The organism is Variovorax sp. RA8, assembly GCF_901827175.1.
Taxonomy (GTDB): domain Bacteria; phylum Pseudomonadota; class Gammaproteobacteria; order Burkholderiales; family Burkholderiaceae_C; genus Variovorax.
On the sequence record NZ_LR594662.1, the window covers coordinates 273,086 to 293,221 of the forward strand.

General features: G+C 68.7%; 22 protein-coding genes. 4 read left to right on the forward strand and 18 right to left on the reverse strand.

Annotated elements, in window-relative coordinates; genetic code table 11:
* Positions 1-14 precede the first annotated feature (14 nt).
* From E5P3_RS01240 to E5P3_RS01270, 7 genes are all read right to left on the reverse strand, one after another.
* Positions 15-353, reverse strand: a complete 339-nt coding sequence (locus E5P3_RS01240) for an indolepyruvate ferredoxin oxidoreductase subunit alpha (RefSeq protein WP_162584331.1) — start codon at positions 351-353, stop codon at positions 15-17.
* 23 nt (positions 354-376) lie between these two features.
* A complete protein-coding gene (locus E5P3_RS01245) occupies positions 377-1,156 on the reverse strand; it encodes an enoyl-CoA hydratase-related protein (RefSeq protein WP_162584332.1) in 780 nt (259 codons plus the stop codon).
* Positions 1,153-2,319 carry a CaiB/BaiF CoA transferase family protein gene (locus E5P3_RS01250; RefSeq protein WP_162584333.1) on the reverse strand — a complete coding sequence of 389 codons (1,167 nt, stop codon included), beginning with the start codon at positions 2,317-2,319 and terminating at the stop codon, positions 1,153-1,155. Before E5P3_RS01250 ends, E5P3_RS01245 begins: the two co-directional genes overlap by 4 nt.
* The gene (locus E5P3_RS01255; RefSeq protein WP_162584334.1) at positions 2,316-3,695 is read right to left on the reverse strand and encodes an FAD-dependent oxidoreductase; all 1,380 of its coding nucleotides are present in this window, start codon (positions 3,693-3,695) and stop codon (positions 2,316-2,318) included. Before E5P3_RS01255 ends, E5P3_RS01250 begins: the two co-directional genes overlap by 4 nt.
* 122 nt (positions 3,696-3,817) lie before the next feature.
* Positions 3,818-4,669 carry an ABC transporter permease gene (locus E5P3_RS01260; RefSeq protein WP_162584335.1) on the reverse strand — a complete coding sequence of 284 codons (852 nt, stop codon included), beginning with the start codon at positions 4,667-4,669 and terminating at the stop codon, positions 3,818-3,820.
* Between the two features lie 14 nt (positions 4,670-4,683).
* Positions 4,684-5,466 carry an ABC transporter ATP-binding protein gene (locus tag E5P3_RS01265; RefSeq protein WP_162584336.1) on the reverse strand — a complete coding sequence of 261 codons (783 nt, stop codon included), beginning with the start codon at positions 5,464-5,466 and terminating at the stop codon, positions 4,684-4,686.
* A 4-nt stretch (positions 5,467-5,470) separates the two neighbouring features.
* On the reverse strand, positions 5,471-6,502 hold the full coding sequence (locus E5P3_RS01270; protein ID WP_162584337.1) for an ABC transporter substrate-binding protein: 1,032 nt from the start codon (positions 6,500-6,502) through the stop codon (positions 5,471-5,473).
* A gap of 334 nt (positions 6,503-6,836) precedes the next feature.
* On the opposite strand from E5P3_RS01270, the gene E5P3_RS01275 reads away from it, so the two are divergent.
* Positions 6,837-7,079 carry a DNA-directed RNA polymerase subunit alpha C-terminal domain-containing protein gene (locus E5P3_RS01275; RefSeq protein WP_162584338.1) on the forward strand — a complete coding sequence of 81 codons (243 nt, stop codon included), beginning with the start codon at positions 6,837-6,839 and terminating at the stop codon, positions 7,077-7,079.
* Positions 7,080-7,085: 6 nt separating this feature from the next.
* Here the strand turns inward: E5P3_RS01275 and E5P3_RS01280 are convergent, their stop codons facing one another.
* The 3 genes from E5P3_RS01280 to E5P3_RS01290 are packed head-to-tail and all read right to left on the reverse strand — an operon-like array spanning position 7,086 to position 9,285.
* The gene (locus E5P3_RS01280; protein ID WP_162584339.1) at positions 7,086-8,300 is read right to left on the reverse strand and encodes a beta-ketoacyl-[acyl-carrier-protein] synthase family protein; all 1,215 of its coding nucleotides are present in this window, start codon (positions 8,298-8,300) and stop codon (positions 7,086-7,088) included.
* Entirely contained in the window at positions 8,297-8,545 is a 249-nt protein-coding gene (locus E5P3_RS01285) for an acyl carrier protein (RefSeq protein WP_162584340.1), read from the reverse strand. The genes E5P3_RS01280 and E5P3_RS01285 overlap by 4 nt, the downstream gene beginning before the upstream one ends.
* 32 nt (positions 8,546-8,577) lie before the next feature.
* Positions 8,578-9,285, reverse strand: a complete 708-nt coding sequence (locus E5P3_RS01290; protein ID WP_232072943.1) for a phosphatase PAP2 family protein — start codon at positions 9,283-9,285, stop codon at positions 8,578-8,580.
* Between the two features lie 130 nt (positions 9,286-9,415).
* On the opposite strand from E5P3_RS01290, the gene E5P3_RS01295 reads away from it, so the two are divergent.
* The gene (locus E5P3_RS01295) at positions 9,416-11,431 is read left to right on the forward strand and encodes an acetoacetate--CoA ligase (RefSeq protein WP_443083225.1); all 2,016 of its coding nucleotides are present in this window, start codon (positions 9,416-9,418) and stop codon (positions 11,429-11,431) included.
* A gap of 57 nt (positions 11,432-11,488) precedes the next feature.
* On the opposite strand, the gene E5P3_RS01300 is transcribed toward E5P3_RS01295, so the two are convergent.
* Together E5P3_RS01300 and E5P3_RS01305 are read right to left on the reverse strand one after the other, a co-directional pair.
* The gene (locus E5P3_RS01300; RefSeq protein ID WP_162584341.1) at positions 11,489-11,890 is read right to left on the reverse strand and encodes a phage holin family protein; all 402 of its coding nucleotides are present in this window, start codon (positions 11,888-11,890) and stop codon (positions 11,489-11,491) included.
* A gap of 10 nt (positions 11,891-11,900) precedes the next feature.
* Positions 11,901-12,503, reverse strand: coding sequence for a hypothetical protein (locus E5P3_RS01305; RefSeq protein ID WP_162584342.1), 603 nt, complete (start codon positions 12,501-12,503; stop codon positions 11,901-11,903).
* Positions 12,504-12,981: 478 nt separating this feature from the next.
* Here E5P3_RS01305 and E5P3_RS01310 point away from each other — a divergent pair, with 478 nt between their 5' ends.
* Positions 12,982-13,788, forward strand: coding sequence for a hypothetical protein (locus tag E5P3_RS01310; protein WP_162584343.1), 807 nt, complete (start codon positions 12,982-12,984; stop codon positions 13,786-13,788).
* A 10-nt stretch (positions 13,789-13,798) separates the two neighbouring features.
* On the opposite strand, the gene E5P3_RS01315 is transcribed toward E5P3_RS01310, so the two are convergent.
* The 6 genes from E5P3_RS01315 to E5P3_RS01340 all read right to left on the reverse strand — a co-directional run bounded on the left by E5P3_RS01315 (position 13,799) and on the right by E5P3_RS01340 (position 18,737).
* Complete coding sequence (locus tag E5P3_RS01315) at positions 13,799-14,686, reverse strand: LysR substrate-binding domain-containing protein (RefSeq protein ID WP_162584344.1); 888 nt, start codon at positions 14,684-14,686, stop codon at positions 13,799-13,801.
* A gap of 64 nt (positions 14,687-14,750) precedes the next feature.
* Positions 14,751-15,596: a phytanoyl-CoA dioxygenase family protein gene (locus E5P3_RS01320; RefSeq protein WP_162584345.1), complete on the reverse strand. Its 846-nt coding sequence runs from the start codon at positions 15,594-15,596 to the stop codon at positions 14,751-14,753.
* Positions 15,597-15,649: 53 nt separating this feature from the next.
* The gene (locus tag E5P3_RS01325; protein WP_162584346.1) at positions 15,650-16,690 is read right to left on the reverse strand and encodes an MBL fold metallo-hydrolase; all 1,041 of its coding nucleotides are present in this window, start codon (positions 16,688-16,690) and stop codon (positions 15,650-15,652) included.
* A gap of 13 nt (positions 16,691-16,703) precedes the next feature.
* Positions 16,704-17,363 (reverse strand): peroxiredoxin, encoded by a 660-nt coding sequence (locus E5P3_RS01330; RefSeq protein ID WP_162584347.1) that lies wholly within the window; start codon positions 17,361-17,363, stop codon positions 16,704-16,706.
* A 175-nt stretch (positions 17,364-17,538) separates the two neighbouring features.
* Positions 17,539-17,703, reverse strand: coding sequence for an FmdB family zinc ribbon protein (locus E5P3_RS01335; protein ID WP_068686286.1), 165 nt, complete (start codon positions 17,701-17,703; stop codon positions 17,539-17,541).
* Between the two features lie 110 nt (positions 17,704-17,813).
* A complete protein-coding gene (locus E5P3_RS01340) occupies positions 17,814-18,737 on the reverse strand; it encodes a LysR substrate-binding domain-containing protein (RefSeq protein WP_162584348.1) in 924 nt (307 codons plus the stop codon).
* 174 nt (positions 18,738-18,911) lie between these two features.
* Here E5P3_RS01340 and E5P3_RS01345 point away from each other — a divergent pair, with 174 nt between their 5' ends.
* Positions 18,912-20,108, forward strand: a complete 1,197-nt coding sequence (locus E5P3_RS01345) for an acyl-CoA dehydrogenase (protein ID WP_162572384.1) — start codon at positions 18,912-18,914, stop codon at positions 20,106-20,108.
* The last annotated feature ends 28 nt before the right edge of the window (positions 20,109-20,136 follow it).

Consider the following 20,136-nt stretch of genomic DNA (forward strand, 5'->3'; position numbering starts at 1 on the left):
AGCCGCCGGCGTTCTTATCCCGCGGCGGCCGCGTCCGGCACTTCCAGCGCGATGCGCGGATGGTCGCAGGCGACGCGCCGCCCCTCGGCCCCGCCGGGGGAGCCGAGGCCGCTGACCTCGGCACCGAAGAACTCGCGGTTGATCGCGATATAGCGGGTGAGCTCGGGCGGCAGCCGATGTTCCTCGTAGATCGCCTGGACGGGGCAGGCGGACACGCAAACGCCGCAGTCGATGCATTCATCAGGCTGAATGTACAGAGTGCGCTCGCCCTCGTAGATGCAATCGACCGGGCAGCACGGCACGCAGGCGCCGTCCTTGCAGTCGATGCAGGCGGTGGTGATGACGTGGGCCATGGCGGCTGCTGCGCTGCCCAGGCTCAGCGGCCCAGCCACTGCGGCTTGCGCTTCTGCTGGAAGGCGAGCACGCCCTCGTTGGCGTCTTCCGATCGCAGGGCCGCCATCAGGGCGGGCAGGCGCTGGCCGTGGGCCTGCGTGGGCGACAGCGTGCCGGTTTGCCGCACCACCTGCTTGATGGCCTTGAGCGAGAGCGGCGCGCAGGCCAGCAGCTGCTGCACCCAGCGCTCGACGGCGGTCTCGAGCTCGGCGCGCGGCACCACTTCGTTGATCAGCCCGATCTCGAGCGCACGCCGGGCGTTGACGCGCTGGCCGGTGAGCATCATCCCCATCGCATGGCGAAAGCCGATCTGGCGCTGCAGCAGCACCATCCCGCCGTCCAGCGGCAGGCGGCCCACCAGCGGCTCGGGCAGGCCGAAGCTCGCTTCCTCGCAGGCCACGACGAGGTCGCAGCCCAGCACCATCTCGAGCCCGCCGCCGAGCGCGAAGCCGTTGACGCGCGCGATCACCGGCACGTCGAGCGTCTCGCGCAGCGCGATGCCGCCGAAGCCGCCGGGGCGCGCTGCGCCCCAGTACTCGACGCCCTTCAGGTTCGAGGTGTTCTTGAGGTCGGCGCCGGCACAGAAGGCGCGTTCGCCGGTGGCTGTGAGTACCACCACGCGCACGTCTTCGCGGCGCTCGATCTCGTCCCAGATGCGCAGCAGCTCGGCCTCGGTGGCCATGTCCACGGCGTTGAGCACCTCGGGGCGGTCGATGATGACGGTCGCGACGTGGTTCGCGACTTCGAACAGAACACCACTCATGCGTCGGCCTCCTCGATCAAGGCCCGCGCCTCGGCGAGCAGCTCGGCGGTGTGCTCGCCCAGCCTGGGCGGCGCGCGGCGCAGTTCGGCCTGTGCGCTCGACATCTGGATCGGGCTGGCGATGAACTTCAGCTTGCGGCCGGAGGGGGAGTTGCCCTCCAGGATCATCTCGTTGTGCAGCGTCTGCGCATCGACCAGCGCCTCGCGCATGTCGCGCACCGGCGCCGAGAGCAGGTCCTGCGCTTCCAGGCGTGCCAGCCAGTGTTCGCGTGTGTGGCTCGCGAAGCGCTCGCGGAAGATCGCGTGCAGCTCGGCCTTGTGCGCGAACTGCGCGGCGAGGTCGGCGAAGCGCGCATCCTGCGACAGGTCCTCGATCTCCAGCGCCGCGCAGATGTCGCGCAGCGGGTTGGCCTTGAAGGCGCCGACCAGCACCAGCGGCCCGGTCTGCGTCTCGAACACGCCCGACAGCGGCATCGCGGCCCAGTTGACCTCGGAGTCCTCCATCATGACCATGGCCGCTTCCTGCATCTGCATGGCGAGCATGGAGTTGTAGAGCGAGACGGCGATCTTCTGGCCTTCGCCGGTGCGCTCGCGCTGCAGCAGCGCGAACAGGATGCCTTGCACCATGTGCATGCCGGCGGTGTAGTCGGCCAGCGCGGTCGGGTAGATCGAGACCGGCACGGAAGCATCGGCGCGGCGCGCCATCACGCCGGTCAGGGCCTGCGCCAGCACGTCCTGTCCACCCTTGTGCGCGTAGGGCCCGGTCTCGCCGAAGCCGGTGCCCACGGCGTAGACGATGCGCGGGTTGATGCGCCGGCAGTCCTCGTAGCCCAGCCCCAGGCGCTCCATCACGCCGGCGCGGAAGTTGTTGCAGACCACGTCGGCATCCGCGATCAGCGCCTTCACCAGCTCCATCTGGGCCGCGTCGCGCAGGTCGATCTCGACGCTGCGCTTGTTGCGGTTGAGGCTGCAGAAGATCGGGTTGTCCTCGCCCGCGACCGGCGCGAAGGTGGAGCGGCTCAGGTCGCCCGCGCCCTTGCGCTCGACCTTGATCACGTCGGCGCCGTGATCGGCCAGCATCTGGGTGCAGACCGGACCCATCATGACCTGCGTGAAGTCGATCACGCGGATGCCGGCCAGCGGCAGGTTGTTGCCATTCGTCATGCGGCCTCCGCGAAGGAACGGGCAAGGGCGGGGGTGTCGGCGTTCGGCCCCTTCTGGTCGCCGGGGTCGGCGCCTTGCGCGCGCAGGGTGCGCTGCAGCTTGGCGATGTCCACGTCGCGCACCGCGACGCCGGCATCGAGCGACAGTGCGGCGGCGGTGCCGGCGGCCTCGCCCATCGCCATGCAGGGCGGGATCTCGCGCGAGATCTTCTGCGCGGCCGAGGTCGACGAGTAGTGACGCCCCGCCACCAGCAGGTTCTCCAGGCTGCGCGGCACCAGCGTGCGGTAGGGGTAGTAGTAATCGCGGCCGCGCGCCACGCTGTCCTCGAAGCGGGCACGCTGCGCCACGTCTTCCTTGGTCATCACGTACTCGCCCTCCAGCAGGCGCGTCTGGCGGATGCCGGTCTGCGGCGCCAGGTCGACGAGGTAGCAGTCCTTGAAGCCGGGCAGCCTGGCGCGGATGAACTCGATCACCTTGTGGATGGTGGCGCGGCCCTGTATTTCGGCACGCGTCAGGTCGGCCACCTTGAGGCCGTCCAGGCCCGACATGTGCGGGCAGTTGCACCACACCACGCCGGGCAGCGGGGTCTTGAGCCACCACGAATCCCAGGCGCCGCCCAGGATGTGCTTGACCTCGCGGTCGATCGCCGCGAAGGCCTCCGGCTCCTCGTGCTCGAAGCGCTCGGCCTCGTCGGTGTCGACGCCGCCGAGGCGGAACACCGTGGTCACGATGTAGGCGCCGCTGATGTGCGGCGCACCGGCCGAGGCCGCGACGTCCAGGTCGCCGGTGGCATCGATCACCACCTTGCCCAGGATGGCTTCGCGCCCGCTCTTCGATTCGACCACCACGCCCTTGACCTGCCCGTCTGCCACCAGCGTGCGCGAGAACCAGGAGTGCAGGCGCAGGTTGATGCTGGCCTGCTGCACCATCTCGAGCGAGGCGCGCTTGAAGGCGTCCGGGTCGAAGGCCGCGGCAAAGCAGATCGGGTGCGGCTTCGACTTGCTGTGGAAGTCGAAGGTGCCCCAGCGCTTCCAGCGGCGCACCGACTCGGGCAGGGTGCCCCAGTCCTTCTGCCTGGGGTATTCGGCCAGGCCGCGTTCGGCCATGCGCTCGATCATCTCCAGGCAGATGCCGCGCACCGAGATCTCCCGCAGGTGGCTGTCCCACATGTCGTCGAGCACCAGCACCATGCCGCCCGAGGCCAGGCCGCCCAGGTGGTTGTAGCGCTCCAGCAGGGTCACGCTGGCGCCGTTGCGCGCAGCAGCCACGGCCGCCGCCTGGCCGGCGGGGCCGCCGCCGACCACCACCACGTCCGATTCGGCTGCGACGCGAATGTCGTGCGCAGGTTCTTGCATCCAGTCGCCAATACGGCTCATAGGGGTCTCCTAGTGAAATCTGACAGTTCGGGAACACCGCGGAACTGGCTTCGCCAGGCCGCTGGTGTTGCCCCCTCGAGGGGGTACTCGGCTACACGAAGTGAGCCGATACGGGGGTGGTCTCAATTCGTGCTCTCGGGGTGCCAACGGATGACCCAGCGCTCGGCCAGGGTGACGAGCAGGAAGAACAGGCCCGAGAGACTCGCGCTCATGACGATCGCGGCGTACAGCAGCGGCGAGTCGAAGTTGAAGGTGGCCTGCAAAATCATCGCGCCGATGCCCACCGTGGCGCCGACCCATTCGCCCACCACCGCGCCGATCACGCACATCGAGGCCGCGATGCGCAGCGCCGAGAACAGGTAGGGCAGGGCGTTGAGCAGGCGCAGGCGGAAGAAGATCTCGGTCTTGCTCGCCGACAGCACGCGCATCAGCTCCATGGCCTGCGGGTTCACCGACTCGAGGCCGCGCACCATGTTCACCAGCGTGGGGAAGAAGCACACCAGCGCGGCGATGGTGATCTTCGGCTCCATGCCGTTGCCCATGATCAGCACCAGCACCGGGGCCTTGGCGACCAGCGGCACGGCGTTGAACATCAGCACCACGGGGAAGAAGATGTCCTGCAGCGTCTTGTTGTGCACGAAGACGGTGGCGATGGCGATGGCCGCCAGGTTGCCCAGCAGGAAGCCGCCGGCCGCCTCCATGGCGGTGGGCAGCAGGTTGTCGAGCAGCACCGCGCGCTTGGCGTAGAGCGTCTCCAGCACGGCCCAGGGCGTGGGTGCGATGAAGGGCTTGACGTCGAAGGCCGCGATCACCGCCCACCACAGCACGATCAGGCCGGCGATGCCGGCCGCGGGCAGGATGCGGCGGCGCCAGAGGCGCCGCTGGCGCGCGGTGGCCCAGGCCTGGTACTCGGTGTCCGGGGCGGCAAGGGTGGCCGCGGATGCGCTGCTCACGTCGATGGAAGATGTGTTCATGGCTCGGGCCTCGCTCAGCAGGTTTCCAGCACGCGCCGCAGATGGGCGGTGAGGCGCACGAACTCGGGGGTCTCGCGGATGTCGAGGGTGCGGTCCTCCGGCAGCTCGACCGGGACGATCTCGCGCACCCGGCCCGGGTTGGCCGCCAGCATCAGCACGCGCTGGCCCAGGTAGGCGGCCTCGTGGATGCTGTGGGTGACGAAGAGGATGGTCACGCCGGTTTCCTTCCACACGCGGCGGATCTCCTCGTTGAGGCGGTCGCGGGTGATCTCGTCGAGCGCGCCGAAGGGCTCGTCCATCAGCAGGATCTTCGGGTCGCTGGCGAGCGCCCGCGCAATCGACACGCGCTGGCGCTGGCCGCCCGACATCTCGTGCGGCCAGGCGTTGAACTTGTCCTTGAGGCCCACCAGCTCCAGCAGCTCCTTGGGCGAGCGGCGGCCCTTGCGGCTGGCGCCGCCGCCCACCTGCAGCGGCAGCTCCACGTTCTGCAGCGCGGTGCGCCAGGGCAGCAGCGCCGCGTCCTGGAAGACGAAGCCGATGTCGCGGTTCCTGCGTGCGGCCTGCGGGCTGGTGGAGAGCACTTCGATGCGGCCGCGGCTGGGCTCCAGCAGGTCGGCCACCACGCGCAGGAAGGTGGACTTGCCGCAGCCCGAGGGGCCGAGCAGGGTCAGGAACTCGCCTTGCGCGACGTCGAGGTCCAGGCTCTTGATCGCGGTGACATCGCGGCGCTCGGTGAAGAAGCGCATGCCGATGTCGCGGCAGGAGATCGCCGGCGCGGCGTTCATGACGGCGGCCATGGGGTCAGGCCTTTCCGATGCGCGAGGCGGAGGTGGCTTTCAGCGCGTCGAGCGTGATCACATCCTCCACCTTCGGCGTGCGCGCCGTGAACTGGCCCAGCTCCGAATAGGTTGCGATCTGCTGCTGCCACACGGCGGGGTCCATCGCGCCCCAGCCCTGCGTCTGCGCGAGGCCGCCGAAGCTGTAGTCGAGCATGACGTCGACCGCCACGCGCTCGTCCTCCGCCTTGAGGTTGGGGTACTCCTTGACCAGCAGCTCCACCGCCTGGTCGCGGTTGGCGCGCACGTGCTGCCATCCCTTCGCCGTGGCGCGTACGAAGGCCTCGATCACCCTGGGCTGCGACTCCAGCGTCTTGGTCGAGGCGTAGTAGGGCAGGGCGTAGAGCTGCACGCCGGCGTCCCACAGCGTGAGGTCGACGCGGTCGGGGCCCAGCACCTTGAGGGCGGTGGTGCTGGTGAGCCAGCCCGTGACGACGTCGACCTGGCCGGTCAGCAGCGGCGCCATGTCGGAGCCGACGGTGATGACCTTGACGTCCTTCTCGGCAATCTTGTTCTTCGCCAGCAGCGCGCGCAGCAGGATGGCCGCGGTGGACGGGATGCCCACCTTCTTGCCGACCAGGTCGGCCGGCTTGCGCACCGGGTTCTTGGCCAGGGAGAAGAAGGTGAAGGGATGCTTCTGCGCGCCGACTGCGAAGCACTTGATGGGCAGCCCTTGCGAGACGGCCAGCATCACCGACGGGCTGGAGGACACCTGCCCCACCTCGTAGCGCCCGGACGCGACGATGGCCACGCCGTCGATGTTGGGCCCGCCGGGCTGGATGGCGAAGTCGATGCCCTCCTGCTCGTAGAAGCCCAGCCGCTTGGCCGCCACTTCGCCGATCTGGTTGACGCCGACGATCCAGCCGAGCTGCATGTTGATCTTCGCCTTGCCCTGCGCCAGCGCGTCGATGGACAGCAGCCCGCCGCTGGAGAGGCCGGCGGCCATGAGCGAGGTCTTGAGAAGGCGGCGGCGACCGGGGTCCCGGAGATTGGCCATGGCAGATTCCTTTGAAGGCAAGAAAAATGAGAGCGCGACCTGGGCCTTCGTGTCGCAAAAGCTGCGGCGGTGAAGGCTTTGTGACAGGAATGCTAGGAGGTGAAGGCGTTGCCTCCAAGAACCGTTTTTCGCAACCGGTGGACGAAAAATTAGCTCGCCCGGACACTGGAAAACCCTGTGTGCCAACAAGACAATTGACTGGAATCAAGGCATTTCGGTTGCTTGAATTTCAGTCTTGAGAGGCAGCTTCCCAATGAAAATTGTCAACTGCACTGGGGCTTGGGCGATGGCATGAACTGTGCAAGTTCCAGCCATCGTTTTCCGGAGACACCCCATGGATGCTGGTCAAGCCACCGCAGTCCGCCCCGCGACCGAGTCGCTGCTGGATGCCGACATCGAAGTCCTGAAGCTCTCGCTTCGCACCACGAACGTGCTGCGCCTCAACCAGCTGCACACGGTGCGCGATGTGACCCGCGTGCCGGCAAGAAAGCTCTTCGTGCTCTCGCGGCTGGGCCGCAACTCCCTGCGGGAGATCGTCGAGAGCGTGAACCGCCGGGGGCTCCAGCTCGCGGACTGAGCGCCTTCAGGCGCGACGGAAGAGCAGCACCGAGTTCGTACCGCCGAAAGCGAAGGAGTTGCTGATCGCGGCTTCGAGCTGCGGCGCCGCCACGCCTGGCTGCGGCACCAGGTTCAGCCGGCATTCCGGGTCCATGGCCGTGCAGTGCGCATTCGGCGGCAGCTGGCGCCGGTGCAGCGCCAGCACGGTGATCACCGCTTCGAGCGCGCCGCCGGCGCCGAGCAGGTGGCCGTGCAGGGCCTTGGTGGAGCTCACCTGCAGTTCGTCGAGCGCGGCCTCGCCCCAGACCTCCGCCAGCGCGTTGCGCTCGACCACGTCGCCGATGCGGGTGGCGGTGCCGTGGGCATTGCAGTAGCCGATGTCGCGCGGCGCGAGCCCGGCCGATCGCAGGGCGGCGCGCATCGCGCGGGCCTGCCCCGGCGTGTCGGGCTTGGTCAGATGGGTGGCGTCGGAGCCGATGCCCCAGCCGGCCAGCCGCGCATAGCTGCTTGCGCCGCGGGCGCGGGCGCGCTCGGCCGATTCGAGCACCATGAAGGCGGCGCCTTCGCCCAGCGCGAAGCCGCTGCGGTCGCTGGCGAAGGGGCGGATCGCGCGCGCCTCCTCGCCGGGGGCGAAGGTGGCCAGTGTCTGCATCGCCTGCCACGCGAGCACCACGCCGGGCACGATCAGCGCCTCGCTGCCGCCGGCGATGGCCACGTCGACCTCGCCGCGCGCCACCGCTTTGGCGGCCTCGGCCAGCGCCACGCTGGATGACGCGCAAGCGACCGAGTAGGTGAGCACGGGCCCCTGCGCCTGCTGGCGCATCGCCACCTGTGCGGCCGGCGCATTGGGCATGAAGGAGGGAACGGTGAGCGGCGGCATGCGCGTGCTGGCGCCGCGGTAGGCGGTCTCGACCGCCGCGGCGCCGCCCATGCCGCAGCCGACGTAGACGCCGATGCGTTCGGGGTCGGCATCGCCGAGCGTGCCGGCGTCGCGCACCGCCAGGTCGGCGGCGGCCACGGCCATCTGGCTCACGCGGTCCACCCCGGCCAACTGCAGCTTGGTGAACCAGCGCGCCACGTCGAAGGGTGCGAGCGCGGCGGCAGTGGGCTTGGGCAACTCGGGAAGTACGGGCCGCAGCGCCGACTCGCCGCGCATGAGCGCGTCGAACATCGCGCCGGGGTCGTCGCCGTGCGGGCTCACGACGCCCAAGCCGGTGACCACGACCTCCACGGCGCTCACTTGGCCTGGGCTGCCTGCGCGGCCAGGGTCTTGTCGACCATGGCCGCCAGCTCGGCCAGCGTGTCGACGTTGACGTCCTGGTCGGGCATGGAGATCTTGAAATGGTCCTCGACGGCGAACACGAATTCGACCAGCGTGAGCGAATCGAAACCCTTGTCGCGCATGGAGGCGTTGGGGTCGAGCGCCGCCGGGTCGAGGCCGTACTTTTCCTGGATCAGGTCCTGTAATTCTTTCAGCGAACTCATTGGGCGATGTGCGTCTTCACGCGGGCCATGGGTCATCGATGGGGGATGATATCCGCTCCCCCGAAGGCGACGGCGGCCGCCCGGCCCGGCATGGGGCGCCAGCGCATCGAGGGCCATGCAAAGGCGATGCCCAGCAGCGCACCGGCCAGCGCGTCGAGCAGCACATGCTGCTTGACCGCGAGCGTCGAGTACGCGATGGCGGCGAACCAGAGCCAGTTGGCCAGCCGCAGGGCCTGGGGCGCGCGCGTGCGGCGCAGCACGTCGTCCACCCGGATGGCGGTGAAGATCGCGACCGCCACGTGCATCGAGGGGCAGGCGTTGCCGGGCGCATCGACGCCCTGCAGCAGCGCGAAGCCGGGGAAGTCCGAGCCGCTGGCCATCAGCGGCGGGACCTGGGTCGGCCAGAAATGGAAGAAGCCCAGGCCGGCGAGGCACAGGGCGCCGACCCAGAGGCCGTAGACCACCAGCTCCCTGAAATTGAGCTGCAGCCCCGGCGCGAGCCCCACGTAGAACCACAGCGAGAAATAGGCGACCAGCATCTCGGGCTGGAACGGGACCAGGTGGTCGAGCGCGGTCAGCGGCATCACGGTCATCGGGTAGGCCGGATGGCGCAGCAGCTGGAAGTAGCCGATGAAGAAGAGCCAGGTGAAGACCGTGACGCCGACGATCTTCAGGGCCAGCAGGTGGCGCATGCGGAACAGGAGCTCGGCGCGCCAGTGCGGGGGATGGGAAGGGGGCATGTGAGCGCCGAGCATGCCTGTTTTCGCGCCGGTGCGGAACCCTGGGCCCAGGATTGCCGCTTGCATGACCGGCCCCGGCCTGTGCTTTCCCGCATTGAAGCCACGGGCACCGGCGCGTTAGGCTGCATCCGTGAAACCCATCTCCTCCCCCTTTGTTCCCCAGATCCGCCTCTACCAGGACTGGCTGCGCGAGCAGCACGGCCTGGACTTCGATTCCTACGATGCGCTGTGGCGCTGGTCGGTCACCGACCTCGAGGCCTTCTGGCGCAGCGTCTGGGACTGGAGCGGCGTCCGCTCGCCCGTGCCGCCGACGGTCGCGCTGGCCGATGCGCGAATGCCGGGCGCGCGCTGGTTCCCGGGTACGCAGGTCAACTACGCGCACGAGGTGCTGCGCCACGTCGATGCCGCGCACGCGGCCGGCATGCCGGCGATCGTCAGCGAGAACGAGTTGGGCGAGGTGCGGGAGATGTCCTGGCCCGAACTGCGCCGGCAGGTCGCGTCGTGCGCGCTCACGCTGCGCGCGCTGGGCGTGCGGCGCGGCGACCGCGTCGCGGCCTACCTGCCGAATGTGCCCGAGACGATGGTCGCCTTCCTCGCCTGCTCGAGCCTCGGCGCGGTGTGGAGCGTTTGCGCGCCCGACATGGGGACGGCCGCAGTGGTCGACCGCTTCCGCCAGATCGAGCCCAAGCTGCTGATCGCCGCCGACGGCGTGCACTATGGCGGCAAGGCGCTGGACCGCAGCGCCGTGGTGCAGGAACTGCGCGCTGCGCTACCCAGCGTCGAGAAGCTGCTGCTGCTGCGCACGCCCTTCGCGGCGCAGCAGATCCCCGCCGAGGCCGAATGGACCGGCGCCATCGCGCGCGACGACGGCGAGACCGCGGCCTTCGAACCCGAATGGCTGCCCTTCGACCATCCGATCTGGATCGTCTATTCCAGCGGCACCACCGGCCTGCCCAAGCCGATCGTGCACGGCCAGGGCGGCATCCTGCTCACGATGTACGCCTGCGGCCTGCATCACGACCTGGGCCCCAGCTACGGCGCGAACAACTTCGGCGAGCGCTACCACTGGTACAGCTCGACCGGCTGGGTGATGTGGAACTCGCAGTTGTCGGGGCTGGCCTTCGGCACGACCGTGTGCATCTACGACGGCAATCCCTCCGGCAGCAAGGAGAAGCCCGACTGGGGCGTGCTGTGGCGCTTCGCGGCGCGGCACAAGGTCACTTTCCTCGGCGCCGGCGCGGCCTATTTCGCAAACTGCATGAAGGCCGGCATCGAGGCGAAGGCCTGCGGCGATCTCTCTCGCGTGCGTGCGCTCGGCAGCACCGGATCGCCGCTCTCCGAGGAGGTGCAGCGCTGGGGCACGGCGCAGTTGCTCGCGGCCGGCTCGCCTGCGGTGTGGTGGTACAACATTTCGGGCGGCACCGACTTCTGCGGCGCCTTCGTCGGCGGTAACCGCGAATTGCCCGAAGTGCCGGGGCAGATGCAGTGCCGCTTCCTCGGCGCCGCGGTCGAGGCCTGGAACGAGCAGGGGCAGCCGGTGATCGGCGAAGTCGGCGAGCTGGTGTGCACGAAGCCGATCCCGGCCATGCCGCTGTACTTCTGGGGGGACGAGGGCAACGCGCGGTACCTGTCGAGCTATTTCGACACCTATCCGGGCGTGTGGCGCCACGGCGACTGGCTCAAGATCGGCGAGGACGGCGGCTGCATCATCTACGGCCGCAGCGACGCCACCATCAACCGCCAGGGCCTGCGCATGGGCACCAGCGAGATCTACAGCGCGGTCGAAGGCCTGCCCGAAGTGCTCGACTCGATGGTGGTCGACCTGGAGTACCTGGGCCGCGACAGCTACATGCCGCTGTTCGTGGTTCTGCGGCCAGGCCTCGCGCTCGACGCGGCGATGCGCGCGAAGATCAACGACGCGATCAAGACCCGGCTGTCGCCCCGTTTCGTGCCCAACGACATCTTCCAGGTCGCGGAGATCCCGCGCACGCTCTCGGGCAAGAAGCAGGAACTGCCGATCAAGAAGCTGCTGCTGGGCCAGCCGATCGAGAAGGTGGTGAACCGCGAGGCCATGGCGAACCCGGGCAGCCTGGACTGGTACGTGGACTTCGCCGCGCAGCGGGCGCAGGGTGGGGCGCCATTGTGATGGACGTGGCGGGCGACGCGCAGCCCCTGGCCGCGGCGCTCGAGCCCTCTGCCGCGCTTACAGCCAGTTGCCGCCGTCCGGCATCTGGATTGTCGTGGCCGGGTCGCCGCCGCCGACCAGCGCGCCGAACACGATGCTCAGAAGCGAAACGAAGAGGCTGGCGAACAGGGCGGTCCAGAAGCCCGAGACCTTGAAGCCCTTAACCAGCGCCGCCACCAGCAGCAGCACCAGCGCGTTGATGACCAGCAGGAACAGGCCGAAGGTCAGCAAGGTCAGCGGCAGGGTGAGCAGGACCAGGATCGGCTTGACGATCGCGTTGGCAAAGCCGAGCAGCAGCGCGGAGACCACCAGCGCCGAGGTGCTTTCGAAGCGGATGCCGCTGAAGATGTGGCTGGCCACCCACAGCGACAGGGCGATGATGGCCCAGTGGAGGAGAAAGGGCGCCAGGGTGCTCAGCATCGGATCGGCCTCAGCGCTCGGTTTCGCCGGTGCCGGTGCCGGTGCGCGGCGCAGCGCCGGTAATGAAGCGCCGCACCCAGGCGCCCAGGCCCGGGCGCCGTGCCTGCTCGGCGTGCGCAGGTCGCCCCCCGTAGTAGGTGTCGCGCTCGTGCTGCAGGACGGAGACCAGGGCCTCGAGGTTCGCGGGGTTGTACTCCCACAATCCACTGACGATGAAGTGGCCCATGTGCTCGGCGTTGGGCTTCGGCGCGATCACGATGTTGCTCGCGCCCAGGCTCTGCAGGAAGGCCGAGCGGGCGCCGGCGAGCCGCATGCCGTCGCCGTAGCCCTCGACCTGGCGGCTCAGCGACAGGCTGATGGCCTGTACCGAGGTGAAATTCTCGGCGATGAAGTAGACCATCTCGACCAGCGCGAGCTTGCTGATTTCCAGCTTCTGCTGCGTGACGGTGGCCGTCGGCGCGAAATGCTCGATGTGGACCTCAGTGCCTTCGCGATTGACCGGGACCGGGTCCAGGGTCGCAATGTGCAGCGAACCGTCGTACAGGTACATCGGCTCGCCCAGCACATAGGGGCTTGATTTGGGTCCAGTGATTCGCAGTTTCGCTCTGGTCATGATTCCCTTGAGTGCCCCACTGTAGATCGGCGCGTTGCTTGCAGGCGCACTGTTTCATCGATTTAGTCGATTTTTGCGGGCAATTGCGGATGATGGAGGGCCAATTAAACGGCGTCTTCCGCCATATGGCGTATGGCGCCGGCGGCCATGTATGGCTTTGCCTACAAGCTGGGGGTTTACGCCGTTGCCGGCGCCGCGATGCGGACATGACTGACGGCTGCGCCGGGTCGCACGGCGTACGTTGGGGCTCCTCCAAGGCGCACAAAAGTACTACCACGAATTCGGCAAGTACAAAAATGTGATTACTTCACGTAACACTTTGTACTATTTGCCCCACTGGTTTTTGGACGAGCGTCACATACAACTTGCGTCGTAGCTGCGCAAGTGGAGTAATGCGCAATCTGTCGTCGGAATGCTCCAGGGCACCCTGGCTGCGAATGAACCAGACCAACTAATGCCATCACCTGAAGGACCCGTCATGCAACTCTCGGAGATCAAGGAATACCAGGATCAACTCGTGCAGCAGCTGGAGGAATCCGGCCTGACGGTTAGTTTCGGCGACGATCTGTCGGTGCTCCTGAAGACCTACGAGGCTGCGACCGGCACCGGCTATGTGCAGCTGCCCTTCGTACTGGACGATCCGAAGGACGCCAACCCCTACAACTTCTGGGTCTGCTTCGACGACGGCACCGCACCCGTGGCGCTGAGCGGCTTCCGGACCATGCAGAACGACCACACGGTCCGCCGCGTCGGGCAGGCCTACGACCAGGGGGCGCTCTACCGCTGCAAGCAGAAGGAAGGCTGGCTGCCGGACACGGGCCCGAAGCTCAACGCGCACGCGCTCTTCGGCTACATCGGCGCGGGCTGGGTGCATCCGCGCTATCGCGGCCACAACCTCGCCGGCTTCATCGCCCGGATCACGCAGGCCGAGGCGCTGCTGCGCACCCGCGGCACGCTGGCCATGTCCACGGCCATGACGGCCGAGGCGCTCTATCTCTCCGGCATGAACCTGCGCGCCAGCGGCCTGCATCACCTGCATGTCGAGCTGGTGCTGGACGGCTACCTGGGCATCGCCGAGCACGACATGCGGCTGTATCTCTCGCACAGCACGGGCACCGAGCTGATGAGCTTCTACGAGCGCGAGCTGGCCATGCTGCGCAACGACGAGACCATTCCCTGGCTCCATGGGCACGACAAGATCCACGCGGCGGCGGTGCTGGCAGGCGCGGAGAGCGCCCTCCCCGACGCCGACGCGCCGACGAGCAGCATGGCTGCACTCGCCTGAGCCCGGGGGCTCAGGGGCTGCCGAGCAGGTGGTGCAGCAGCAGCTGCGCATTGGCCGGCAGCGACTCGCGCCGGCGCATGCAGACCACCAGGTTGCGCAGCGCCCAGGGGTCGGTCAGCGCAATGCGCGCGATCGCCATCGACTTCGCGCAGCGCATCGCCACCGCTTGCGGCACCACGCCGACGCCCACGCCCTGCTCGACCATGCGGCATACCGCTTCCAGGTTGCGCACACGGACGCGGTAGGCCAGCCGCCGCCCCAGCCGGCGGGCGTTGTGCGAGACCAGCTCCTGCAGGGGGCTGGTGCCGCCCAGCCCGACGAACTCGCGCTCCAGCACCTCGTGCAGCCCGGCGCGCCTGCGCCCGGCCAGCGCATCGCCCTTGGGCACCACCAGCACGAGATGGTCCTGCCGGAAGGTGAAGGCTTCGAGTCCGGCCAGGTCGACCGCATCCGAGACGATGCCCAGGTCGCCGAGTTCATGGCGCAGCGCCTCCACGATGTCGGGGCTGGTGCGCTCCTCCAGGTCCACCGAGATGCGCGGGTGCCGCGCCAGGAAGCCGCTCAAGGCCTCGTACAGGTGCTCGGTGAGGGCCGAGGTGTTGCACATCAGGCGCACATGGCCCTTGAAGCCCGCGCCGTACTCGCCGAGCTCGCGGCGCATCTGCTCCATCTGCAGCAGCACCGTGCGTGCGTGATGCAGCAGCGTGCGGCCGGCCTCGGTGGGCTGCACCCCGCGCGGGTCGCGCAGCAGCAGCGCGACGCCGATCTCGGCCTCCATGGCACGCACCCGCTCGCTGGCCGATGCCAGTGTCATGTGCGTGCGTTCCGCGCCGCCGGTGATCGTGCCGGCTTCCACCACGTTCAGGAAGAGGCGCAGGTCGATGAGGTCGAATCGCATGGCGCCCGACCGTAGCACGCAGGCCTGAGGCGTGGCCTGGGGCGGGGTTCGGGAGGTCCGGATCTCAGCCGCGGCCCGGCGCAGCAGGCTGCGGTCGATCGGCCACGTGCCGGCGGTGGCCCACCTCGAAGTCGTTGCGCCCGCTGCGATCCACGCCCCGCAGGAGCCACAGCGGCCGCTGCGCGAAGTTCACCGCGACCCCCGTCTTGCCGTCGGCCGGCCGCAGGTCGCGCTCGAATACCGAGGTGGACGGCATGTAGCGCAGCGCGACGCCGGTACGCCGCTGGTTCGAGGTGTTGGCGCGGGCGCCGTGGATCATGTAGACATCGTGCAGCGACATCTGGCCCGGCTGCAGTTCCAGGTCCACGGCCTCGCTTTCGTCGAAGCTGCCGGCTGCCATGCGCTGGTTGAGCGTGAGATCCTCGCGCTCCTCGTGCAGGTGCGGATGCAGCACGCCGCCGCGGTGCGAGCGCGGGATCACGCGCAGGCAGCCGTTGGCGCGCGTCGACGGCTCCAGCGCTACCCACACCGTGCAATTGGCCAGCGGCCGGATCGGCCAGTAGTGGCCGTCCTGGTGCCAGGGCGTCTCGAAGCCCTCGCTGGCCGGCTTGCAGAAGACGTGGCAGCCCCAGAGGATCACGTCCTCGCCGACCACGCCGGAGACCAGCTCGACGATCTCCGGGTCCATCGCCAGCTCGAGGAACTGCCTGCTGCCGCGCACGCCCTCGCCGTTGTCGCCCTCGATATGGGCCGAGACCAGCTTCTCGGGCCGCACGCCGGGGTTGCGGCGGATCAGCTCGCCCAGCGCGTCGTGCATTTGCGCCACGCGGCGCGGCGGCAGGCGGAACTCGGGGATGACCCAGCCTTCGCGCTGGTAGTGGGCGATCTCGCCGGGGGAAAGTCGAGCCATGTCTGTTGTCTCTGGTTGTCGTGGGCTGCGCGCGGCGCCGGGTCGCCGATGGACTAGGGTTCCTTGCCGACCTTGAGTGGGTAGCCCGCCTCGCGCCACGCCTTCATGCCCCCGTCGAGCGCGACCGCGTGTTGGAAGCCCATGTTGCGCAGTGTGGCGGCGGCCAGTGTCGAGATGTACCCCAGCTCGCAGCAGCTGAGAATGCGGCGCGTGGGATCGGGCAGGTCCTGGTTGACGCGCAGCTCCAGCTGGCCGCGCGGCAGCAGCCGTGCGCCGGGCACATGGCCGGCCTCGTAGGCTTCGCGCTCGCGCACGTCGAGCACGATCAGGTCGTCCTCGCCGGCCTCCACGCGCGCCTTGAGTTCGGCGAGCGACATGAAGGGCACCGTCGCGGCTGCCTCGGCCAGCAGCCGCGCCACCGTCTTGCCGCCGCTCATGTTGGTCCGCAGCGCCTCGGTGACGTGGGTGGGCATCGTGAGGTTCAGGCTCCTCATCATCTCGACGAACTCGGCGCGCTCGCGCTTCTGCAGCCGCGGGTTGTTGGCCAGCTCCTCGCCGATGGTCGAGTGCGTGCGTCCCTTGTAGTCGTGCGCCGGGCAGACCTTGAGCGCGGGGTCCAGCCGCAGCACGCGGTTGAACAGGCTGTCGTAGAGCGCCTCGGGGTCGCCGCCGGGCAGGTCGGTGCGGCCGGTGGCGCCGATCAGCAGGGTGTCGCCGGTGAAGAGCCGGTCCTCGACCTGCAGGCACATCGAATCCGCCGTATGGCCCGGCGTGTGCAGTACCGACAGCCGGAGCTTCCCCAGCACCAGCATCTCGCCGTCGGCCAGCCGTAAATCGACGAAGGGCGCCGGGCTGGCGCGGTGCATCACCACCGGCACCTGGAGCTGCCGCGCGAGTTCGCGCGTGGCCGAGAAATGGTCGGCGTGGGTGTGGGTATCGATCAGGTAGCGGATTCGCACGCCGTGGCGCGCGGCCAGGCCGAGGTAGTGGTCGATCTGGCTCAGCTCCGGATCGATCAGTGCGGCGGCACAGCTCTGCTCGCAGCCGATCAGATAGGACTGGCAGCCACCGGTCGCGACCTGCTCGAAGACCATGCGGCTGCCGGGCTCACCCGGGCTGCTTGACCACGCGCAGGTAGGGCCTGGGCGCCTCCCAGCCGCCGGGGAACAGCTTCTTGGCATCCTCGTCCGAGACCGAGCCGGCGATGATCACGTCCTCGCCCTGCTTCCAGTTCACCGGCGTGGCGACCTTGTGCTTGGCGGTCAGCTGCATGGAGTCGAGCACGCGCAGGATCTCGTCGAAATTGCGGCCGGTGGTCATCGGGTAGGTCAGCATCAGCTTGATCTTCTTGTCGGGACCGATGACGAAGACCGAGCGCACCGTCGCGTTGGTGGCCGCGGTGCGGCCCTCGGAGCTGCCCGGCTCCTCGGCCGGCAGCATGTTGTAGAGCTTCGCCACCTGGAGGTCGGTGTCGCCGATCATCGGGTAATTGGGGCGGGCACCCTGCGTTTCCTCGATGTCGTCGCACCAGCGGTCATGCGCGTCGACCGGGTCGATGCTCAGGCCGATCAGCTTGGCGTTGCGCTTGGTGAACTCCGGCTCGATCTTGGCCATGTAGCCCAGCTCGGTGGTGCACACCGGCGTGAAGTCCTTGGGATGCGAGAACAGGACGGCCCACTGATCGCCGATCCATTGGTGGAAGTCGATGTCCCCCTTCGTGGTCTTGGCCTTGAAGTTGGGGGCCTCGTCGTTGATGCGCAGTGACATGGTCGCTCCTCGAAGAAAAGAACTGAGTGACAACAAAAGCTGCCGGTGTCGCCCGTGCGGCGAGAACGACAGCATAGAAGACTGACGCGCCGGATGCCAGCATCGGAAACGCGGCCCGCGCTGCCCCGTCTTTTGCCGCGGCGCACCATCGCGCCCAGGCCCGGGCCCGGACCGTTCAGCTCTTCTTGGAAGTCTTCGCGAAGAACTGCGTCGGCTTGTGCTCGATCGACTCGCTCCCGCATTTGGGACAGCGCAGCTGGACGGTCGCATGTTCGGCGATGTGCTCGGCGTGCTCGAACACCTCGCCGCACTTCTGGCAACGGTACTGGTAGGTAGGCATGGCGCGCGTCTCCATCGTGACGGCCGGAAGCGGCGCTGCGCCCCGCGGGCGAGCCGGCTCCGATGCCGGGGGGGAATGCTAAACCCAAAGGCCCTTCGCGGGCCAGCCGTTCAGCGGCGTTCCGCGGGGGGTGCTTCGCCCGAGGCCTGCGCGACCAGCCAGTCGCGGAAGGCCGAGAGCGCGGGCCGCTCGTCCGCGCTCGCCGGGGTGACCAGGAAGTAGCCCCGCTGCGCGCGCAACGGCCGGTCGCAGGCCACCGCCAGCTCGCCTCGCGCCAGCTCCGGCTCGATCAGCATGCGCGGCATCAGCGCCACGCCGAGGCCGTGCGCGGCGGCCACCGCGATCATGGAGAACAGCTCGTAGCGCGGCCCGCTGCGCGCGCGCGGCGCGTCGACCTGCTGGGCGTCGAACCACTGGCGCCAGCCATCGGGCCGGGTGCTCTGCTGCAGCAGCGGCATGCGTGCAACCGCGGCCGGCGACAGTTGCGCCCTCGCGCCGAGCAGCGCAGGGCTGCAGACCGGCACCACATCCTCGTTCAGCAGCAGCACCGAGCGCGTGCCGGCCCAGTTGGCCGCCTGGGCGGGCGTGCCGGTGTAGACGGCGGCGTCGAAGGGCGTGTCGTTGAAGAGAAAGGGACGGGTGCGGGTCTCGATGTGGACCGTGATGTCGGGCTGGCGCCGGGCGAAGTCCGGCAGGCGCGGGATCAGCCAGCGGGTGGCGAAGGTGGGCACCGCAGCCAGCTGCAGCGAGCCGCCCACGCCCTGGCGCGCCATCGCGTCGAGCGTGTCGCGCTCCATACTGTCGAGCTGGCGCGCGATCTGGCGTGCGTAGTCGGCGCCGGCCGGCGTCAGCGCCACGCCATGGCGGGTGCGGCGGAACAACGCCATGCCGAGGAAGTCCTCCAGCACCGTGATCTGGCGCGAGACTGCGCTCTGCGTCAGCGCGAGTTCCTGCGCGGCGCGGGTGTAGCTCTCGTGGCGGGCGGCGGCCTCGAAGCAGATCAGGGCCTGGGTGGAAGGCAGTCTACGGCGCATGGTATGCGGGGCTTACATGGATTGACGAGCGACCTTCCCAATGAGAATTGGTGGGGCATTGTGCGATGAAGTGAGCAAAGCGCATAACTGGTTGCCGAATCTTCGTTTGCGCTCGAAGGGGCGGCAGCTTAGGATCGCACTCAGCTTCCCCCGCCACCTACACCGGAGACCGCCATGGCCCACGCCGCATTTCATTGGGACGACCCGCTCCTGCTCGACCAGCAGCTCACCAGCGAAGAGCGCCAGGTGCGCGACGCTGCGAATGCCTACTGCCAAGGCCAGCTCGCGCCCCGCGTGCTCGAAGGCTTCCGCACCGGCGAGACCGATCCCAAGATCTTCCGCGAGATGGGCGAGCTCGGCCTGCTCGGGCCGACCATCCCCGAGCAGTACGGCGGCCCGGCACTCAACTACGTCTGCTACGGCCTGATCGCGCGCGAAGTCGAGCGCGTCGACTCCGGCTACCGCTCGATGGCCAGCGTGCAGAGCTCGCTGGTGATGGTGCCCATCAACGAGTTCGGCACCGAGGCGCAGAAGCAGAAGTACCTGCCCAAGCTCGCCACCGGCGAATGGATCGGCTGCTTCGGCCTGACCGAGCCCGACCACGGCTCCGACCCCGGCAGCATGGTCACCCGCGCCAAGAAGGTGCCGGGCGGCTATGCGCTCACCGGCGCCAAGATGTGGATCAGCAACAGCCCGATCGCCGATGTGTTCGTGGTCTGGGCCAAGGAAGTCAGCGAGGGCGGTGCGGTCGGCCCGATCCGCGGCTTCGTGCTCGAGAAGGGCATGAAGGGCCTGTCGGCCCCTGAGATCCACGGCAAGGTCGGCCTGCGCGCCAGCATCACCGGCGAGATCGTGATGGACAACGTGTTCTGCCCCGAAGAGAACGCCTTCCCCGAGGTGCGCGGCCTGAAGGGCCCCTTTACCTGTCTCAACAGCGCCCGCTACGGCATCTCCTGGGGCGCGCTGGGCGCCGCCGAGGACTGCTGGCACCGCGCGCGCCAATACACCCTGGACCGCAAGCAGTTCGGCCGCCCGCTCGCTGCCAACCAGCTGGTCCAGAAGAAGCTGGCCGACATGCAGACCGAGATCACGCTGGGCCTGCAGGGCTGCCTGCGCCTGGGCCGCATGAAGGACGAGGGCACCGCCTCCGTCGAGGTCACTTCGCTGCTCAAGCGCAACTCCTGCGGCAAGGCGCTGGACATCGCCCGCCTGGCGCGCGACATGATGGGCGGCAACGGCATCAGCGACGAGTTCGGCGTCGCGCGCCACCTGGTGAACCTCGAGGTGGTCAACACCTACGAGGGCACGCACGACATCCATGCGCTGATCCTGGGGCGTGCGCAGACCGGCATCGCGGCGTTCTCGAACTGAAGGCCGGGTACGGACAGCCCCCAAGTCA

Excerpts from the sequence above, each read along its gene's own strand:
- E5P3_RS01270 (WP_162584337.1), bottom strand. The coding sequence starts at position 6,502 with ATGGCCAATCTCCGGGACCCCGGTCGCCGCCGCCTTCTCAAGACCTCG.
- E5P3_RS01240 (WP_162584331.1), bottom strand. The coding sequence starts at position 353 with ATGGCCCACGTCATCACCACCGCCTGCATCGACTGCAAGGACGGCGCC.
- E5P3_RS01305 (WP_162584342.1), bottom strand. The coding sequence starts at position 12,503 with ATGACCAGAGCGAAACTGCGAATCACTGGACCCAAATCAAGCCCCTAT.
- E5P3_RS01325 (WP_162584346.1), bottom strand. The coding sequence starts at position 16,690 with ATGGTCTTCGAGCAGGTCGCGACCGGTGGCTGCCAGTCCTATCTGATC.
- E5P3_RS01290 (WP_232072943.1), bottom strand. The coding sequence starts at position 9,285 with ATGCCCCCTTCCCATCCCCCGCACTGGCGCGCCGAGCTCCTGTTCCGC.
- E5P3_RS01285 (WP_162584340.1), bottom strand. The coding sequence starts at position 8,545 with ATGAGTTCGCTGAAAGAATTACAGGACCTGATCCAGGAAAAGTACGGC.
- E5P3_RS01255 (WP_162584334.1), bottom strand. The coding sequence starts at position 3,695 with ATGAGCCGTATTGGCGACTGGATGCAAGAACCTGCGCACGACATTCGC.
- E5P3_RS01310 (WP_162584343.1), top strand. The coding sequence starts at position 12,982 with ATGCAACTCTCGGAGATCAAGGAATACCAGGATCAACTCGTGCAGCAG.
- E5P3_RS01340 (WP_162584348.1), bottom strand. The coding sequence starts at position 18,737 with ATGCGCCGTAGACTGCCTTCCACCCAGGCCCTGATCTGCTTCGAGGCC.
- E5P3_RS01265 (WP_162584336.1), bottom strand. The coding sequence starts at position 5,466 with ATGGCCGCCGTCATGAACGCCGCGCCGGCGATCTCCTGCCGCGACATC.
- E5P3_RS01245 (WP_162584332.1), bottom strand. The coding sequence starts at position 1,156 with ATGAGTGGTGTTCTGTTCGAAGTCGCGAACCACGTCGCGACCGTCATC.
- E5P3_RS01320 (WP_162584345.1), bottom strand. The coding sequence starts at position 15,596 with ATGGCTCGACTTTCCCCCGGCGAGATCGCCCACTACCAGCGCGAAGGC.
- E5P3_RS01275 (WP_162584338.1), top strand. The coding sequence starts at position 6,837 with ATGGATGCTGGTCAAGCCACCGCAGTCCGCCCCGCGACCGAGTCGCTG.
- E5P3_RS01345 (WP_162572384.1), top strand. The coding sequence starts at position 18,912 with ATGGCCCACGCCGCATTTCATTGGGACGACCCGCTCCTGCTCGACCAG.
- E5P3_RS01335 (WP_068686286.1), bottom strand. The coding sequence starts at position 17,703 with ATGCCTACCTACCAGTACCGTTGCCAGAAGTGCGGCGAGGTGTTCGAG.
- E5P3_RS01315 (WP_162584344.1), bottom strand. The coding sequence starts at position 14,686 with ATGCGATTCGACCTCATCGACCTGCGCCTCTTCCTGAACGTGGTGGAA.
- E5P3_RS01250 (WP_162584333.1), bottom strand. The coding sequence starts at position 2,319 with ATGACGAATGGCAACAACCTGCCGCTGGCCGGCATCCGCGTGATCGAC.
- E5P3_RS01300 (WP_162584341.1), bottom strand. The coding sequence starts at position 11,890 with ATGCTGAGCACCCTGGCGCCCTTTCTCCTCCACTGGGCCATCATCGCC.
- E5P3_RS01330 (WP_162584347.1), bottom strand. The coding sequence starts at position 17,363 with ATGTCACTGCGCATCAACGACGAGGCCCCCAACTTCAAGGCCAAGACC.
- E5P3_RS01260 (WP_162584335.1), bottom strand. The coding sequence starts at position 4,669 with ATGAACACATCTTCCATCGACGTGAGCAGCGCATCCGCGGCCACCCTT.